The organism is Sphingobium sp. HWE2-09 (assembly GCF_035989265.1).
Lineage (GTDB): Bacteria > Pseudomonadota > Alphaproteobacteria > Sphingomonadales > Sphingomonadaceae > Sphingobium.
Genome location: NZ_JAYKZX010000003.1, coordinates 866,312 through 882,921, shown reverse-complemented (window position 1 = coordinate 882,921; position 16,610 = coordinate 866,312). Strand labels below are relative to the sequence as shown.

At 63.3% G+C, this 16,610-nt stretch carries 17 protein-coding genes; 3 read left to right on the top strand and 14 right to left on the bottom strand.

All coding sequences use genetic code 11. The features are described from left to right. Window positions 1-30: 30 nt before the first annotated feature. Window positions 31-879 carry an outer membrane protein gene (locus tag U5A89_RS09670; RefSeq protein ID WP_338160943.1) on the bottom strand — a complete coding sequence of 283 codons (849 nt, stop codon included), beginning with the start codon at window positions 877-879 and terminating at the stop codon, window positions 31-33. A 158-nt stretch (window positions 880-1,037) separates the two neighbouring features. On the opposite strand from U5A89_RS09670, the gene parE reads away from it, so the two are divergent. Continuing rightward, on the top strand, window positions 1,038-3,014 hold the full coding sequence (gene parE, locus U5A89_RS09665) for a DNA topoisomerase IV subunit B (protein WP_338160942.1): 1,977 nt from the start codon (window positions 1,038-1,040) through the stop codon (window positions 3,012-3,014). A gap of 27 nt (window positions 3,015-3,041) precedes the next feature. Next, window positions 3,042-4,403, top strand: coding sequence for a serine hydrolase (locus tag U5A89_RS09660; RefSeq protein WP_338160941.1), 1,362 nt, complete (start codon window positions 3,042-3,044; stop codon window positions 4,401-4,403). Window positions 4,404-4,566: 163 nt separating this feature from the next. Here the strand turns inward: U5A89_RS09660 and U5A89_RS09655 are convergent, their stop codons facing one another. The 8 genes from U5A89_RS09655 to uvrC form a co-directional block, all read right to left on the bottom strand. Then, window positions 4,567-5,358, bottom strand: coding sequence for a LysR family transcriptional regulator (locus U5A89_RS09655; protein WP_338160940.1), 792 nt, complete (start codon window positions 5,356-5,358; stop codon window positions 4,567-4,569). After that, a complete protein-coding gene (apaG, locus tag U5A89_RS09650; RefSeq protein WP_338162998.1) occupies window positions 5,355-5,753 on the bottom strand; it encodes a Co2+/Mg2+ efflux protein ApaG in 399 nt (132 codons plus the stop codon). The genes U5A89_RS09655 and apaG overlap by 4 nt, the downstream gene beginning before the upstream one ends. Before the next feature lie 32 nt (window positions 5,754-5,785). After that, entirely contained in the window at window positions 5,786-6,994 is a 1,209-nt protein-coding gene (locus U5A89_RS09645) for a trans-sulfuration enzyme family protein (protein WP_338160939.1), read from the bottom strand. After that, complete coding sequence (locus tag U5A89_RS09640; RefSeq protein ID WP_338160938.1) at window positions 6,991-7,989, bottom strand: threonine dehydratase; 999 nt, start codon at window positions 7,987-7,989, stop codon at window positions 6,991-6,993. The genes U5A89_RS09645 and U5A89_RS09640 overlap by 4 nt, the downstream gene beginning before the upstream one ends. Before the next feature lie 82 nt (window positions 7,990-8,071). After that, entirely contained in the window at window positions 8,072-8,491 is a 420-nt protein-coding gene (locus tag U5A89_RS09635; RefSeq protein ID WP_338160937.1) for a hypothetical protein, read from the bottom strand. Between the two features lie 84 nt (window positions 8,492-8,575). Continuing rightward, window positions 8,576-9,619 carry a 3-isopropylmalate dehydrogenase gene (leuB, locus tag U5A89_RS09630; protein ID WP_338160936.1) on the bottom strand — a complete coding sequence of 348 codons (1,044 nt, stop codon included), beginning with the start codon at window positions 9,617-9,619 and terminating at the stop codon, window positions 8,576-8,578. 63 nt (window positions 9,620-9,682) lie between these two features. Next, window positions 9,683-10,417, bottom strand: a complete 735-nt coding sequence (recO, locus tag U5A89_RS09625; RefSeq protein WP_338160935.1) for a DNA repair protein RecO — start codon at window positions 10,415-10,417, stop codon at window positions 9,683-9,685. Between the two features lie 129 nt (window positions 10,418-10,546). Next, window positions 10,547-12,460: an excinuclease ABC subunit UvrC gene (gene uvrC / locus U5A89_RS09620; RefSeq protein ID WP_338160934.1), complete on the bottom strand. Its 1,914-nt coding sequence runs from the start codon at window positions 12,458-12,460 to the stop codon at window positions 10,547-10,549. Between the two features lie 151 nt (window positions 12,461-12,611). On the opposite strand from uvrC, the gene U5A89_RS09615 reads away from it, so the two are divergent. Continuing rightward, the gene (locus U5A89_RS09615; RefSeq protein WP_338160933.1) at window positions 12,612-13,664 is read left to right on the top strand and encodes an NAD(P)-dependent alcohol dehydrogenase; all 1,053 of its coding nucleotides are present in this window, start codon (window positions 12,612-12,614) and stop codon (window positions 13,662-13,664) included. Between the two features lie 241 nt (window positions 13,665-13,905). On the opposite strand, the gene U5A89_RS09610 is transcribed toward U5A89_RS09615, so the two are convergent. From U5A89_RS09610 to U5A89_RS09590, 5 genes are all read right to left on the bottom strand, one after another. Then, window positions 13,906-14,517: a F0F1 ATP synthase subunit B family protein gene (locus tag U5A89_RS09610; protein WP_338160932.1), complete on the bottom strand. Its 612-nt coding sequence runs from the start codon at window positions 14,515-14,517 to the stop codon at window positions 13,906-13,908. Then, on the bottom strand, window positions 14,510-15,004 hold the full coding sequence (locus U5A89_RS09605) for a F0F1 ATP synthase subunit B family protein (RefSeq protein ID WP_338160931.1): 495 nt from the start codon (window positions 15,002-15,004) through the stop codon (window positions 14,510-14,512). The genes U5A89_RS09610 and U5A89_RS09605 overlap by 8 nt, the downstream gene beginning before the upstream one ends. 91 nt (window positions 15,005-15,095) lie before the next feature. Then, on the bottom strand, window positions 15,096-15,323 hold the full coding sequence (locus U5A89_RS09600; protein ID WP_006961951.1) for a F0F1 ATP synthase subunit C: 228 nt from the start codon (window positions 15,321-15,323) through the stop codon (window positions 15,096-15,098). Between the two features lie 61 nt (window positions 15,324-15,384). Beyond that, window positions 15,385-16,170: a F0F1 ATP synthase subunit A gene (locus U5A89_RS09595; RefSeq protein WP_338160930.1), complete on the bottom strand. Its 786-nt coding sequence runs from the start codon at window positions 16,168-16,170 to the stop codon at window positions 15,385-15,387. A 45-nt stretch (window positions 16,171-16,215) separates the two neighbouring features. Then, the gene (locus U5A89_RS09590) at window positions 16,216-16,539 is read right to left on the bottom strand and encodes an AtpZ/AtpI family protein (RefSeq protein WP_338160929.1); all 324 of its coding nucleotides are present in this window, start codon (window positions 16,537-16,539) and stop codon (window positions 16,216-16,218) included. Between the last annotated feature and the right edge of the window lie 71 nt (window positions 16,540-16,610).

Here is a 16,610-nt window from a genome sequence, read left to right as displayed (position 1 = left end):
AAACCGGGCCTTTTTAGTCAGTAGCAGCGATCAGAAGCGATAGCTGGTCGTGATCATCACGCTCTGCGTATCGAACTTGTCGCCACGATTGATGCTGGCGCCACCCGAGGGGGTGATGCGGAAGGGGTTGGTGGCAGGCGCCGTGCCCGCACCGACATCGACGCGATAGTCATTGGCGTTATAACGGGTCCACAGATAGCGCGCGCCGATCGAGAAGTTGCTCGACACCTTGGCTTCGATACCGCCGCCCATGTTCCAGCCCCAGGCGTCTTCCTTGCTGTTGACGGACGTGAAGCTGTTGGCCGTGTTGCTGGTGGTGAAATTGTTCTTCACCTTGGCATAGGACAGACCGCCCGTGATATAGGGCATGATACCACCGGGGGTGGTGTAGCCCAGACGCGCCCGCAGATTGGCGTTCCAGTCGATCTTGCGGCGCATGGTGTAGAAAGCCGGAGTGGTCGAATATTCGCTGACCTTGTCATCGATATAAGACTTGCCGCCTTCTGCTACCACGCCTGCGACGATGCTGCCGAACTGACGATCATAGCCGACATGGCCCATCCAGGCGATCGCGTCCTTATCGTCGGAGCAGCCGCTGGCAGGGGTCGCGCCGCGGGCAGCGCCGCCGCAGGTGCCGGGCGAGAAGGCGTTCGGACCGGTCGTGCCGTTGCCGGTACGCACGATGTCGTTATAATCGCCATCGGCATTGGTATCGAACCGCAGATGCTCGTTACCGTCCTTCTTCTGCCAATTATAGCCGAACGACCCGCCAATATAGGGACCGGTCCAATCGACCGGTGCGCTGTCCTGCGCAACCGCCGGCATGGCCAATGCCATGGCCAAAGTTGCACCGATGGGCGCGATCAGGGTTAGCTTCATACAATAGTCTCCTCACCATATGGAGAAATCATCTCCACATTCCCGGCGCTAACGACTGAGGCGGAAAATTTGTTGCAGCGCACTTTGTAAGTTTTGATTGCCACTGTGCCCTATGGGCAACGCTTGCACGGCGCGCCCGTCCGCTTATAGCTTGTTCCATGTCCGAAGACCTTTTCGCCGCCAACGCTTCCGCTACGCCGCAATATGATGCGTCTACCATCGAGGTGCTGGAGGGGCTGGAACCCGTCCGCCGCCGCCCCGGCATGTATATCGGCGGGACCGACGAACGGGCGCTGCACCATTTGGCGAGCGAGGTGCTGGACAACAGCATGGACGAAGCGGTCGCAGGTCACGCGACCCGGATCGAGGTGACGCTGGAGCCAGGCAACAAGCTGACCATCACGGACAATGGCCGCGGCATCCCGGTCGATCCCCACCCGAAATTTCCTGGCAAGTCGGCGCTGGAAGTCATCATGACGACGCTCCATTCGGGCGGCAAGTTCGAGGGGAAGGCCTATGCCACCTCCGGCGGTCTGCATGGCGTGGGCATTTCCGTGGTCAATGCGCTGTCGACCGACACGGTGGTCGAAGTGGCGCGCAACAAGGAATTGTTTCGCCAACGCTTTTCGCAAGGCTTGCCGCAAACGGCGCTGGAGAAGGTCGGCGCGGCGCCGAACCGGCGCGGCACGCTGGTCAGCTTCGTGCCCGATACGGAGATTTTCGGCGAGCAGAAGTTCAAGCCTGCCCGCCTCCACCGGCTCGCCCGGTCCAAAGCCTATCTGTTCGCTGGCGTGGAAATCCGCTGGAAATGCGCGCCCGAACTGATCAGCGACGATACGCCTGCCGAAGCCGTGTTCCAATTCCCGGGCGGTCTGGCCGATCATTTGAAGGAACAGATTGGCGATCGCGATTGCGCCACCAGCGTCTTTTTTTCAGGCAATCAGGATTTTCCTGGCACAGCGGGCCGGGTCGAATGGGCGGTCGCCTGGCCGCTCTGGTCCGACGGCAGCTATAGCTGGTATTGCAACACCATCCCAACGCCCGACGGCGGCACCCATGAAGCGGGGCTGCGCGCCGCTCTGGTCAAGGGCATCCGCGCTTTTGCCGATCTGGTGGGTCAGAAGAAGGCGAAGGACATCACCGCCGACGACATCATGACGTCATCGGAAATCATGCTGTCGGTCTTCATCCGCGATCCCCAGTTTCAGAGCCAGACCAAGGATCGGCTGACCAGCCCGGATGCTGCGCGGCTGGTGGAAAATGCGGTGCGCGACCATTTCGACCATTATCTCACCGACCATATGGACCGGGGCAAGGCGCTGCTCGCCTATGTGCTGGACCGGATGGACGAGCGGTTGAAGCGCAAGCAGGAGAAGGAGGTCAAGCGCAAGACGGCGACCAACAGCCGCAAGCTGCGCCTGCCCGGCAAGCTCACCGATTGTTCGAACGACGACCCGGAAGGCGCTGAAATCTTTCTGGTCGAAGGGGATAGCGCGGGCGGTTCGGCCAAGCAGGCGCGCGACCGCAAGACGCAGGCGATCCTGCCCCTGCGCGGCAAGATCCTCAACGTCGCGTCAGCCAATAATGCCAAGATATTGGCGAACCAGGAAATTGCCGACATGATCCTGGCGCTGGGCTGCGGCACGCGCAAGGACTGCAACCCGGACCATCTGCGCTACGAACGCATCGTCATCATGACCGATGCGGACGTGGACGGCGCGCATATCGCCACGCTGTTGATGACCTTCTTCTTCCAGGAAATGCCCGAACTGGTTCGGCGCGGCCATCTCTATCTGGCGCAGCCGCCGCTCTATCGCATCGTTTCCGGCGGCAAGAGCCTCTACGCCAAGGACGATGCCCATCGCGAGGAACTGCTGCGCAAGGAGTTCAAGGGCAAGAAAGTCGAAGTCAGCCGCTTCAAGGGACTGGGCGAAATGAACCCGATGCAGCTGCGCGAAACGACCATGGACCCCAAGACCCGGATGCTGATCCGCATCACCCTGCCCGACGATATCGAGGATCGGCAGCAGGTGCGCGATCTGGTCGACCGGCTGATGGGCACCAACCCGGCCCACCGCTTTGCCTTCATTCAGGAAAATGCCGCGGCGGTGGACGAGGAAGCGATCGACGCTTGATCGGTCTGGCCCCTTTCGATGCCTTATATGCCCCATCGGACATGCGCGTTGGGCTGGATGGGTGATCGCTCGCCCTGGGCGCGCGCGGCGTTACGGTTTAGCCGCGTCTGGCGCATGTGGCTGCTTCTGACGGCGGCTATATTCTCCTCGCCTTCCCACGCAGCGTCCCCGCCCAGCTATCAAGCCCGCGCCGAACAATTGTTCCGCATCCTGTCGGCGCCCGGCGGGGAGGAAGGCTTCTTTTCGACCCTGTTCCTGGAAGCGGTGCCGGTCGACCGATGGCGCGCCATCGCCGCCGAACTGCGCACGCAATATGGCAAGCCGCTGGCATTGGGCGCGGTGCGCACGGATAGCGCCACCAGCGGCCAAGTCGAGATACGGTATGAGCGGGCGACCGTCGGCTTCACTTTGGTGGTTGCACCGCAGGCACCCAATCTTGTCGTGGGGCTGCATGTCGTGGGCGCCCGCACCGCCAATGACAGCCTGGACAAGATTATGGCGGACATCGCCGCCCTGCCCGGCACGACGGCCTTCGCCATCGCGAAGCTGACCGACGGCGGGCCGCAATGGCTGCGCGCCCACCGCGCCGACGCCCAAATGGCGACCGGCTCCAGCTTCAAACTCTATGTGCTGGCCGAACTTTCTCGCGCTGTCGCTGCGCAGGAACGGCGTTGGACCGATGTCGTCCCGCTTGGCCCGAAGAGCTTCTCTGGACGCCTCAAGGACTGGCCCGATCGCGCGCCGATGACGCTGCACAGCCTTGCCACTGCGATGATCGCGGAAAGCGACAATAGCGCCAGCGACACGCTGTTGTCGGCGCTGGGCCGGACGAAGGTCGATGCGATGCTGGCGACGACCGGCCATGTGGATGCGGACAAGGCGCTGCCGGTCCTGAGCACTGCGGAGGCCTTTGCGCTCAAAATGCCCGCCAATGCCGAACTGGCTAGCCGATATGCGAGCGACACGGTTGCTGACCGCCGCGCGCTGTTGCGGGAGAATGCCACGCATTTGACCGCCGAAAAGGTGGATGTCGGCAGCGTCGCCGAAGTGCCTACGGCAATCGGCAGCATCGAATGGTTTGCGTCGCCCAGGGACATAATCGGGCTGCTGGATTGGCTGCGCATTCATGGCGGCGAGGCATTGCCGATCCTGGCGGTCAATCCCGGCATAGCGCCTGCCGATGCGAAGCGCTGGCGCTATCTGGGCTATAAGGGCGGCAGCGAGCCGGGCGTCATGGCGATGAATATGTTGGGCCAGACGCAGGATGGCCGATGGTATGCGGTTAGCGGCAGTTGGAATAATCCGATCGCGCGCGTCGATGAGGCCAAGTTCGTGGCGCTGATGACGCGGGCGATGAATATACTGGCCGAGGATGAGACGGCGCGTTGACGCTAAGACTGTGACCCAAAAAGCAGATTTGCTGCTGCCGGATTATCGGTGGTCACACTTAGGCGGGACTAAAGTTGACATGGCGGGACTGGGTTCCCGTCTTCACGGGAACACGGCATTCACAATAAGCGCCTTTGGCCGATGATAGCGGCCACCCTTTACATCACGCCGTCAGCGCCTCGACCAGCGCCTTGACCTTTTTCTGTCGCCATTGGGGTAGCGGGGCGATGAGCCAATAGGCGAGCAGGGTCGGGCTGGTATCGCCCACCTGACGCACGCGGCCCGCCGCTAAATCCGCCTGGGCCAGCAGCAGCGGCACGCGGGCGCGGCCGAAACCGCTGACGGCCGCCTCGATCGCCAAGCCGCCGTCGGCGACGCGGATGATGGCGGGCTTGTCGCCTGCGGGGCAGCCGGGCCAGTCGATGCGATGATCGGGGCCGCCCTCCGCCGCCTCGACCGTGACATAAGCGGCGTCACCGATCTTGACGCCTTCATGCTCGCCCGCGCCATCCGACAGGCGCAAGGCGATATCGAGATTGGCTTCGGTGAAGTCGAGCGCTTCGTCGGCCGCAATCAGTTGAAAAGTCAGATCGGACTGACCGGTGGCATAGGCGGCGAGCCGGGGCTGGAGCCATTTGCCGGTGATGTCGCGCGGCGCGGCGATCGTCAGCGCATGGCTGGACTGGCCCGCTTGCATGGCGCGCACCGCTTCTTCGAACTCCAGAAAACCGGCGCGCAGGGCGTCCAGGCCCGCTTCGGTTTCGGGGGTAAGCTCCAACCCCTTGGGCGTGCGGCGGAAGAGGACGACGCCCAGCATATCTTCCAACGCGCGAATTTGCTGCCCGACGGCGGCGGGAGTCACGGCCAGTTCGTCCGCCGCGCGGGTGAAGGACAGGTGGCGCGCGGCCGCATCCAGCACGCGCAGGCCGTTCAATGGCAAATGCGTCCGCTTCATTCGGCCACCGCCGGGGCGATAAGGGAAAAATGGGGGATCGCGACGTCGAACATCTCGCCGTCCACGCCGATCATGCGATAGCTGCCCTTCATCGAGCCGGACGGGGTATTGAGGGGGCAACCCGATACATAATCATAGCTTTTCCCCGGCTGCACTACCGGCTGTTCGCCGACCACGCCGTCGCCATCGACCCTGTGCTGGCCGCCGCGCCCGTCGGTGATGACCCAGTGGCGGGTCAGCAACTGGACCGGTTGGTCGCCCTGATTTTCGATGCGGATATGATAGGCCCAGAACCAGCGGCCCCGGTCCGGCTCCGACTGTTCGGGCAGGAAGGTGACCGCGACATGGACGATGATGTCCCGCGTAGTCGCGTGGAAGGGGAAGAGCGCGTTCACCGGCCCGAAATGCGCCCTAACCCCCTCATCCGTCAACGCCCTATCGCGCGCAGCGCCTGATCGAGGTCGGCGATGACGTCGTCGGCATCCTCCAACCCAACGTTTAGGCGCAGCATGTCTTCGGTGATACCGACTTCCAGCCGCGCCGCTTCGGCCATGCCGAAATGGGTGGTGGAGGCGGGATGGGTCATGAGCGAGCGCGAATCGCCGATATTGTTGCTGATATCGACCAGTTCCAGGCCGTTGAGCAGGCCATGCGCCTCCGCCCGGCCACCGCCGACATAGAGAGAGAAGATCGGGCCAGCCATCGCCATCTGGCGCATCGCCAGCGTGTGCTGGGGATGGCTTGGCAGGCCGGGATACAGAACCTTGGCGACACGGCCTTCCAGGAAGGTCGCGACCTTTTGCGCATTTTCGCTTTGTCGACGGATGCGCAGATCTAGCGTCTCCAGCCCCTTGAGCACCACCCAGGCGTTGAACGCGGCCAGCGTCGGGCCGGTGTTGCGGTGGAAGGGCAACAGGATATTGTCGATCCAGTCGCGCGTGCCGCAAATAGCCCCGGCCAGCACGCGGCCCTGCCCATCCATCATCTTGGTCGCGCTATAGGCGACGACATCCGCGCCGAAATCCATCGGCCGTTGCAACGCGGGCGTGGCGAAGGCGTTGTCGACAACGCTGGTGATTCCATGCGCCTTGGCAATGGCGCAGACAGCTGCCAGATCGACCACGTCCATCGTCGGGTTGGCGGGAGTTTCGAAGAAGAAGACCTTAGTATTGGGGCGGATCGCCGCTTCCCAGGCGGCGGTGTCGCTGCCGTCGATGGTCGTCGTTTCGATCCCGAACTTCGGCAGCAGCGTATCCGTCAGCCAGCGGCACGATCCGAATGCGGCCTTGGCCCCGACGACATGGTCGCCCGCCGATAATTGGCACAACAAAGCAGCGGTCATCGCAGCCATGCCGGTGGCGGTGGCGCGGCAGGCTTCGGCCCCTTCGAGCAGCGCGATGCGCTGTTCCAGCATCTCGACCGTGGGGTTCTGGAGACGCGAATAGGTCATGCCGACCTGTTCGCCCGCGAAGCGTGCGGCGGCGTCTTCCGCCCGGTCGTAGCTATAGCCGCTGGTCAGGAACAGGGCTTCGGACGTTTCGCCCCACTCGCTACGCGCCGTGCCGCCCCGGATCGCCAGCGTCGCGGGCTTCCAGTTCTTGGTGATCTCAGGGTTCTGACCGCTTTTCCGCTTCATATCGCTTTCCGCATGTCTTGCCGCACCACCGGGGTGGCGCCGCCCAATATCTCGGCCATCTGGCTCATGTCGCCATTACCGCCCGAGAGGATAACTGCAACCGTCTTGCCCCGCATTCGGTCCTTTTCCTGAAGCACGGCGGCCAGCGCCACCGCGCCTGCGCCTTCGGCCAGATTATGCGTGTCCTGCCAGTAAATGCGGATCGCCTGCGCCACTTCGTCATCGGTGACGGCCACGAAGCGATCGGCGCGCGGCGCGAAATAGTCGAGCGCCGCCTGGACGGGCGTACAGACCGCCACACCATCGGCGAAAGTATGGGCGGTGGGCGACGCGATCAGGCGGCCCGCCTCGAAGCTGCGCTTGGCGGCATCGACATGAGCGGACACGACGCCGACGACCTTGGTCTTGAGGCCCAGCGCGTCGCGCGCGGCGATCGTGCCGCACAGGCCCGATCCGCAGCCGACTGGCACATATACGGTGTCGAGGTCCGGCACCGCGTCGAACAGTTCCAGGCCGTAGCTGGCAACGCCGCGGACCAGTTCGTCATGATAGGCCGGGACCATGAACAGGCCTTGGCTTGCCGACAAGCGGATCGCTTCCGCCTTCGCACTGTCGAAATCATGACCATGTTCGATCAGGGTCGCGCCGAACGCGCGCATCGCGGCGTTCTTTTCCAGCGCATTGCCGTGGGGGACGACGATGGTCGCCTTCAGTCCGGCGGCAGTGGCCGCGCGCACCTGCGCCTGACCGTGATTGCCGCGTGTCGCGGTGATGATGCCGCGCACGTCTGGGTGGGTGCGGCGGAGCCAATCGATGTAGGTGATGGCCCCGCGCACCTTGAAGGCGCCGGTGGGTGTGTGGTTTTCATGCTTGACCCACAGGTCGCAGCCAGACCGCTGGGCCAGCAACGGCCAGGCATATTGCGGCGTCGGCCGCATTTGGGCGTGAACCATGCGCGCAGCGGCCCGCAGGCTAGTCAGGGAAAAGTCGTTCATGGCAGCCGTCCTATCCGCCATGCAGGCAGTAGGACAGGACCGATGCGGCGCAATTGGACCCGTTGCAGTCTTGCCTGTTGCTTCAGGCGGCCCGGCGCGGATGCTCGGTTATCAGGGGATGGAGATAACGTTCTTCCCACTCCATCCGGCTGAACAAATCCTGCTGCAATTGCAGGACCGCGTCCCGATAGCCGTGCCAGTCCGCCTCGATCTGTGCCGGGGTCCAGCTTTTGATATGGTCGCTGTAGCGCAGAAAGAGCGCGACCATGGCCCGGCTATGTTCGCGGGCGACCGGATCGCCCTGTACCGCCGCCGGGCCGGATCGCATGATGCCGATCATCCCGTCTTCCCGGCCCATATGTTCGCGAAACAGCTGGGAAAAGGCGATGCGCATCCGGGTGATGTCCGGCATGGCTTCTGGCCCTTTGGTCCGCATCATATGCGCAAATTCACGCATGATGCGTCGCAGGCCATCATGGTCCTGTTGCAATTCCGTCGACATTATCGCGTCCCCATTTTTCGATTAAATCGGCATGGGGACGCGAAACTTAAATTAATCCGTCGGTTATGCGATGAACCGAATGGTTCATAGCGCCGCCAGCACGGCATCGCCCATCTGCACCGTGGACATGGCGCCGCCCAGATCGGGCGAACGCGCGCCATCGGCCAACGCCTTCGCCACGGCGGTTTCGATCCGGTCGGCCTGATCGGGCAGGTTCAGCGAATAGCGCAGCATCATCGCGGCGGACAGGATGGTCGCCAGCGGGTTCGCCTTGCCGGTGCCCGTGATGTCGGGAGCGGAGCCATGGATCGGTTCGTACAGACCCTGTCCGCTGCCGTTCAGGGTGGCCGACGCGAGCATGCCGATGGAGCCTACGCACATGCTCGCCTGATCCGACAGGATATCGCCGAACAGATTGCCGGTGACGATGACATCGAACTGGCCGGGGTTGCGGACCAGCTGCATCGCGGCATTATCCACATACATATGGCTGAGCGCCACGTCGGGATAGTCGGCCGATATTTCGATCACCACGTCGCGCCACAACTGGCTGGTTTCCAGCACATTGGCCTTGTCCACCGAACAGAGCTTGCCGCGACGGGCGCGGGCGGCCTGGAAACCGGCATGGGCGATGCGGCGCACTTCGGCTTCGTTATAGGACATGACGTCATAGCCTTCGCGCAGGCCATCGGCGGTGGTGCGGAAGCCTTTTTCGCCAAAATAGACGTCGCCATTGGTTTCGCGGACGATCAGCAGGTCGATGGCGCCGGCGACTTCGGGGCGCAGCGCGGATTCATCAGCCAGTTCGGGGAAGACCTTGGCCGGGCGCAGGTTGGAGAAGAGGCCCAGCGCCTTGCGCAGGCCCAGTATCGCCTGTTCGGGGCGCAGGTGGCGCTCCAGCGCGTCGCAATCGGGATCGCCGACGGCGCCGAACAGGATGGCGTCAGCGCGCTTGGCGATTTCCAGCGTTTCAGGCGGCAGCGGATGGCCGACCGCCTTATAGGCGGCACCGCCGACCAGACCGTCTTCATAGGTCAGGCCGGGGATCGCCAGCGCATCGAGCACACGCACGGCCTGCGCCACGATTTCGGGACCGATGCCGTCTCCGGCGAACAGGGCGATCAACATGGCGAGACTCCTTTTGGTGCGTAGCTGTTATTGCGTGGCTGGCCCTTATGGAGACAGAAGGTTTCACGCAACCGCCCTTTTCAGCCGGTCGACCAGTCTTTCGCGCGCGGCCAGGATGTCGGCCCGGCGATCGACCAGCACCGATCGTTCGAGAAAGAAGCCGGTAAGGCGCAACCCATCCAATATCTGCGCCCAATCGCCCATGCCGCCTTTGATCAGGAAGGGGGGCAACGGGAGGAGGCGAGCTTCATAGCCGACCGCACCCACCCGGCTGACGGCGGCGGCGCTGCGCGGGCTGACGAAGGCGAGATCGTCCGCCGCGCCCATCACCGCGCACCGGGTGAGGTCGAGACCCAAGCCCAGTTCGGCGAGCAGCAGCAGTTCGTAGCGGACCAGCGCCACCGCCCAGCCCCGCGCGGCGGGTGCCGCTTCGATCGCGCCCAGCAACCCGTCCAGCGCCTGATGCAAAGCGGGGTATGGCGTGCCTTCGGGTAAGGACGCGGCGGTCAGCGCGCAGCTCCAGTCGATGGCAACCGCGGGGAGCGGTTCGGCGAGCAACGGCGCGCGGCTCTGCGCCAGTTCGACCGTCAGCCCGGCGAGTTGATCTTCCGTGCGAGCGCGGAAGTCGGCTTTCACGACATTGCCGGGCAACAGCACCGGGCGCAGCGTCCGCGACCGCCCGCCGCGCACATATCCCGACAGCAGGCCATGGTCCGGCGTCAACAGCCGCACGATCGCGCCATGTTCGCCATGATGGCGCACGGCGCAGACGATGGCGGATGTAGTGAGGCTGGGCATCGCCTCGCTCTACCCGTCACTTGAGGGCTGCGATAGCCTTGGTAGGGCCGAGCGAGCGGTGTCAGCCTTTCTTCTTGCGACCCGCAATATGGCGCGACAGTTCCAATCCGAACTCCTCCGCCAACTGTTTCACCCATGAAAATAATCATAGACCTGCTGCGCGACCGCCTTCGACACGCCCGGTGCGCGCATCAGGTCGCCCAGCGCCGCGTCGCGGACCGCGCGGGCGGTGCCGAAATGCATCAGCAGCGCCTTCTTGCGCGCCGGGCCGATGCCGGGGACTTCGTCCAGCGACGACACCGTGATTGCCTTGCTGCGCTTCGCCCGATGCGCGCCGATGGCGAAGCGGTGGGCTTCGTCCCGCAGGCGCTGGAGGTAGAAGAGGACGGGATGGTTGAGCGGGAAATTGATTTCGCGACCGTCGAGCATATGGAAGACTTCGCGCCCATCGCGACCATGATGCGGCCCCTTGGCGACGCCGATCATGCAGACATCCTCGATACCCATTTCCTCCAGCATGGTGCGGGCGGCCGATAGTTGTCCCTTGCCGCCGTCGATCAGCACCAGGTCGGGCCATTCGCCGCTGTCGCGATCCGGGTCTTCCTTTTGCGCGCGACCGAAACGGCGTTCGAACATCTCGCGCATCATCGCGAAATCGTCGTTGCTGGTTTCCGGGTTTTTCATGTTGAACTTGCGATAGGCGTTCTTGCGGAAGCCCTCCGGCCCGGCCACCACCATCGCGCCCAGCGCGTGTGCGCCCTGAATATGGCTGTTGTCGTAGATTTCGATCCGGTCGGGCACGCCGTCCAGCCCGAAGGTTTCGACCATTTCGTCCAGGATCTTGCCCTGGCTGGTCGTTTCCGCGAGGCGCCGGTCGAGCGCCTCCACCGCGTTGCGCTGCGCCTGTTTGATCAGGCGGGTGCGGTCGCCGCGCTGGGGAATTTCGATCTTCACCCGAAAACCCGCCCGCTCGCTGAGCGCTTGCATCATCAATTCGCATTCCGCGGGCTGGCGATCGGCGAGGATCAACTTGGGCGGCGGCACTTCTTCGTAGAATTGCGCCATGAAGCTCTCCAGCACCTCCTCGGTCGCGACATCGGCGGTGTGCACCGGGAAGAAGCTGCGATGCCCCCAATTCTGGCCGCCGCGGATGAAGAAGGCCTGGATGCACATCGATCCGCCCTTTTCCGCCAGCGCGAAGATGTCGGCGTCGCCCAGCCCTTCGGCGTTGATCGCCTGGCTACCCTGGATGAAGGTCAGCGCCTTCAGGCGATCGCGGATCACCGCCGCCTGTTCGAAATCCATCGCATCGGACGCCGATTGCATCGCCATGCCCAGTTTCTTCTGCACGGCGGTGGATTTGCCGCCCAGGAAGTCCTGCGCGTCATTGACCAATTCGGCATAGCCCGCCGGATCGATCCGATCGACGCAGGGCGCAGAGCAGCGCTTGATTTGATAGAGCAGGCAGGGGCGCGAGCGATTGGCGAAGAAACTGTCGGTGCAGCTGCGCAACAGGAACAGTTTCTGAAGCGCGTTGATCGTGCGCGTCACCGATCCGGCGCTGGCGAAGGGGCCATAATAGCGCCCCTTATATTTGCGCGCGCCGCGATGTTTCTGGACGCGGGGGAAGGCGTGATCGTCGCGCAGCAGGATGAAGGGGAAACTTTTGTCGTCGCGCAGCAGGACGTTATAGGGCGGGCGATAGCGCTTGATGAGTTGCGCTTCCAGCAGCAGCGCTTCGGCTTCGCTGTTGGTGGTGACGATCGTCATGCTGCGCGTCTGGGCGACCATGCGCTGGAGCCTGCGCGGGAGGCGATCGACCTGGGTATAGTTGGCGACGCGGTTTTTCAGCGCCCGGGCCTTGCCCACATAGAGCACGTCGCCGCGGGCATCGTGCATGCGATAGACGCCGGGGCGGATCGGCAGCGTCTTAAGCGTCGTGCGGATCGCCTCCACGCCCATGTCGATATCCGGCTGGCTGCCGGTGACGGTGAAGGACGCTTTGTCTTCGTTGAAACGGTCGGGAGATTGGGGGCCGGACATGGGGGAGAGATAGCGTGGTCGGCGGCTTTCGCAATGGTCCGGTTGATCGGGCCATACGGCTTCCTATCTATGCCGCACCGCACAAAGAGGCGGCATTTCGCCCGGATTGCCCCACCCTTTTGCGAAAATCCCTATCATCGAGGAATTATCCATGAGCGTAAAAGCCTATGGCGCCCATGCCGCCGACAAACCGCTTGAGCCGATCGCCATCGAACGCCGCGCCGTCGGCGACCATGACGTGCAGATCGCCATCGCCTATTGCGGCGTGTGCCATTCGGACCTGCATCAGGTCCGTTCGGAATGGGATGGCACATTATACCCCTGCGTCCCCGGCCACGAAATCGTCGGCCATGTCACCGCCGTCGGCGACCATGTGGGCAAGGTCAAGGTCGGCGATACGGTCGGCGTCGGCTGCATGGTCGACAGCTGCCAGTCCTGCGCGTCCTGCGATGAGGGGCTGGAGCAATATTGCGAGAAGGGTTTCGTCGGCACCTATAATGGCCCTACCGCCGATGCGCCGGGCCATACGCTGGGCGGCTATTCGCAGATCATCGTCGTAAAGGACGATTTCGTCCTGAAGGTCAGCCATGCGCCCGAACAGTTGGCCGCCGTCGCGCCGCTGCTCTGCGCAGGCATCACCACCTGGTCGCCGCTGCGCCACTGGAATGTCGGACCGGGCATGAAGGTCGGGATCGTCGGCATCGGCGGGCTGGGCCATATGGGCGTGAAGCTGGCCCATGCGCTGGGCGCGCATGTCGTCGCCTTTACGACGTCCGAAGGCAAGCGGCAGGATGCGCTGGAATTGGGCGCGGACGAGGTGATCGTATCGCGCAACGCGGATGAGATGGCGGCGCATGCGAACAGCTTCGACTTCATCCTGAATACCGTGGCGGCGAGCCACGACCTGGACGCCTTTACCACGCTGTTGAAGCGGGACGGGACGCTGACGCTGGTCGGCGTGCCGGAACATGCGCATCCGTCGCCCAATGTCGCGGCGCTGATCTTCAAGCGGCGGGCGATTGCCGGGTCGCTGATCGGCGGGATCGCCGAAACGCAGGAAATGCTCGATTTCTGTGCGGAGAAAGGCATCACGGCGGAAATCGAAATGATCGCGATCCAGGATATCGAAGACGCCTATGCGCGGATGCAGAAGAGCGACGTGAAATATCGCTTCGTAATCGACAACGCTACGCTGGCGGGATGAGAGATAAGGCGGTTCCGATTGCGCCGACTGGCCACGGTCTCATGACCTTAGACGGACTTTAGCAACATCCGTTCGTTTCGAGCCTGTCGAGAAACGCTAGCACAACGCTCTAGGCTTCTCGACTTCGCTCGAAGCGAACGGATCAAAATGTCGCCTCTCGGGCGCAAGATAGAATGCTTGAAAACGAAAAAGGGCCGGTGCGACGATGCGCACCGGCCCTTTTCCGTTCAGGTCGAACCGATCAGTTGATCGTGCCGAGCCTGCCGATGGCGCTGTCCACCAGCGCCTTGTCGGCCGTGGCGTCGTGGCCCTGCGCGATCAGGACGGCGGCGGCGGTGGTGGCTGCGTTGACCGCTTTCGCGCGGATGGCGGTGATCGCGGCGCGTTCGGCGGCGCCGATCTTGTCCTTGGCCATTTTTTCGCGACGGGCGACCAGCGCTTCGGCGTTCACCTTGGCGTCGGCGATCAGCCCTTCGGCTTCATGCTCGGCGGCCTTGCGCATGGCGTCGGCTTCACCGGCCGCGGCGGCCAGCTTGGCTTCATATTCGCCCTTGAGCGTTTCGGCTTCGGCGCGCAGGCGCGAGGCTTCGGCCAGCTGTTCCTTGATCTGGGCAATCCGGCCGTCCAGCGCGCCGCCGATCAACGCAGGCACTTTCTTGACCAGCAGGATGACGATGAACACCGCCATCGCCAGGCTGACCCAGGCGGTGGCGTCCATGCCGACCGCCTTGGGATCGGTATGGGGCGCTACGCCTTCATGGGCGACGGTGCCGACCGGCTCCATGCCTTCGCTGTGGATCGCCTGGTTCAAGTGCGGAACCTCCGATGCGCTATGGGATGCTGCCTCAGCCATGGGCCAGTGCCGCCTTTACTGCGTTGCGGGCGGCTTCGTCCGACGCGTCCACGCCGGAGATACGCGCCACCATGTCGCGCGCCGCATCGGCGGCGACGGTTTCGATTTCTGCCATGGCCGCCTGGCTGGCGCCCTGGATACGGGCTTCGGCGGCGGCGATCCGGTCTGCGACGACCGCATCGGCGGCGGCGAGACGGACTTCGGAAGCCTTGGCGGCTTCGCTCTTGGCCTGTGCCAGCGTCGCCTGAGCGGCGGCGCGGTTGCCGGCGTCACGGCTGCGATAATCCGCCTCCGCTTCGTCGGCGCGGGCGAAGGCCGCCTTGGCGGCGTCCAGATCACCGCTGATCTTCGCGTCGCGCGCGTCCGCCGTACCCTGAACCTTTGGCACCATGCCAAGGCCGATGACGAAGAAGACGAAGCCGAACGTCACCAGCAACCAGAAAATCTGACTGGAATAGGTGTCGGCAATTTGCGCGATTTGAGGCATTTTACGGGTCCGTCCGGTCAGAGGGCGGTCAATAAGGGAAGCGGGCAAGGATATGGCACGAAGCCACCCTGCCCGCTCCGAATTTCGTGTGTTAGGCCACGAACACCAGGATCATGGCGATAACGAACGCCAGCAGACCCAGAAGTTCCGCCGCGGCGAAACCGATGAACAGACGACCCTGCTGGCCATCAGCAGCGCCAGGATTGCGCAGCGCGCCTTCGAGGAACGCGCTGAACACGTTGCCCACACCGAGGGCAGCGATGCCCGCACCAATGGCGGCCAGGCCAGCACCGAGCAGCTTTGCGGCTTCTGCGTCCATGTCGTAAACTCCCTTGTAAGATCAGATAAATGTTGAAGAAATCAGGCGAAACTTGAAAAACTTAGTGCAGGTTCTCGGCATCGTTCAGATAGACCGAGGTCAGCAGCGCAAACACATAGGCCTGGATGACCGCGACCAGCATTTCCAGCGCGCTGATGCCGATCATCAGGACGAAGCTGGCGGTGCCGACGGTCAGGCCCAGCATGGGCGACGCGTTAGCGCTGTTGATGACGAAGCCCGCCAGCACCTTCAGCAACACGTGTCCAGCGGTCATCGCGACGAACAGTCGCAGGCCAAGGCTGAACGGGCGCACCATGAAGGAAACGAGTTCGATGAAGAAGAGCGGCACCACCATCGCCACGGGCGTGCCGTGGGGGATGAACAGCGAGAAGAAATGGAAGCCATGCTTGGCAAAACCGACGATCAGCACGATCGAGAAGCTCATGATGGCGAGCACGCCGGTCGCGGTGAAGTGGCTGGTGAAGGTGAAGGGGTGGAGCCCGACCAGACCCAGCGGCAGCAGACCCAGCAGGTTCGCCAGCAGGATGAACATGAAGAGCGAGAAGACGTAAGGAATATATTTCTTGCCGCCCTCACCCACGTTGGAGATCAGCAAATTCTTGATGAAGCCGGTGAAATATTCGACCGCCATCTGCCAGCGACCCGGCACTAGTTCGCGCTTCATGCCGCCGATGACGAAGATCCACAGCACCACAGCAGCCAGCACCATATAGAGCGCGCTGTTGGTGAAGGCGATGTTGAAGCCGCCGATCGACAGGTGATCCGTACCGAACAAAGGTTCGATAGCAAATTGATGCATCGGATCGATTTTGCCGGATTCTGCCACGTTGACCCCTGTAACGCCTGTAATCGGACTAGGACGAAAGCGACCTTATTGGTCGGGACGCTTCGTCGTCGTCAATCTGATGATGTTCCTGAACGCCGCCACGATCCCAAGACCGAGGAAGACCAGCAGGAGCCAGGGCGTTGTGCCGAACAGCCGGTCAAGAACCCAGCCGATCAACGCACCGCCGACAAGACCGCCGATCAGTTCCGCAAGAACCCGGTTGCCCAACCGCGAACCATCGTCCGCCGCTTGCCCCTTGGCTCCCTGCCTGACCTTTTCGACATGCTCTGCCTTCGCGATCCGCTCCTCAAGAGAAGCGATCCGCAAGTCCTCGCCCGCCGGGTCCTGTCCGGGTGTCTCCGCTGCCATGCATCGTCTCCATCGGGCTGTATCAACCCATGGCGTCGGCATGGCGCTTGCGGCTGCACCCGTCAAGGCGA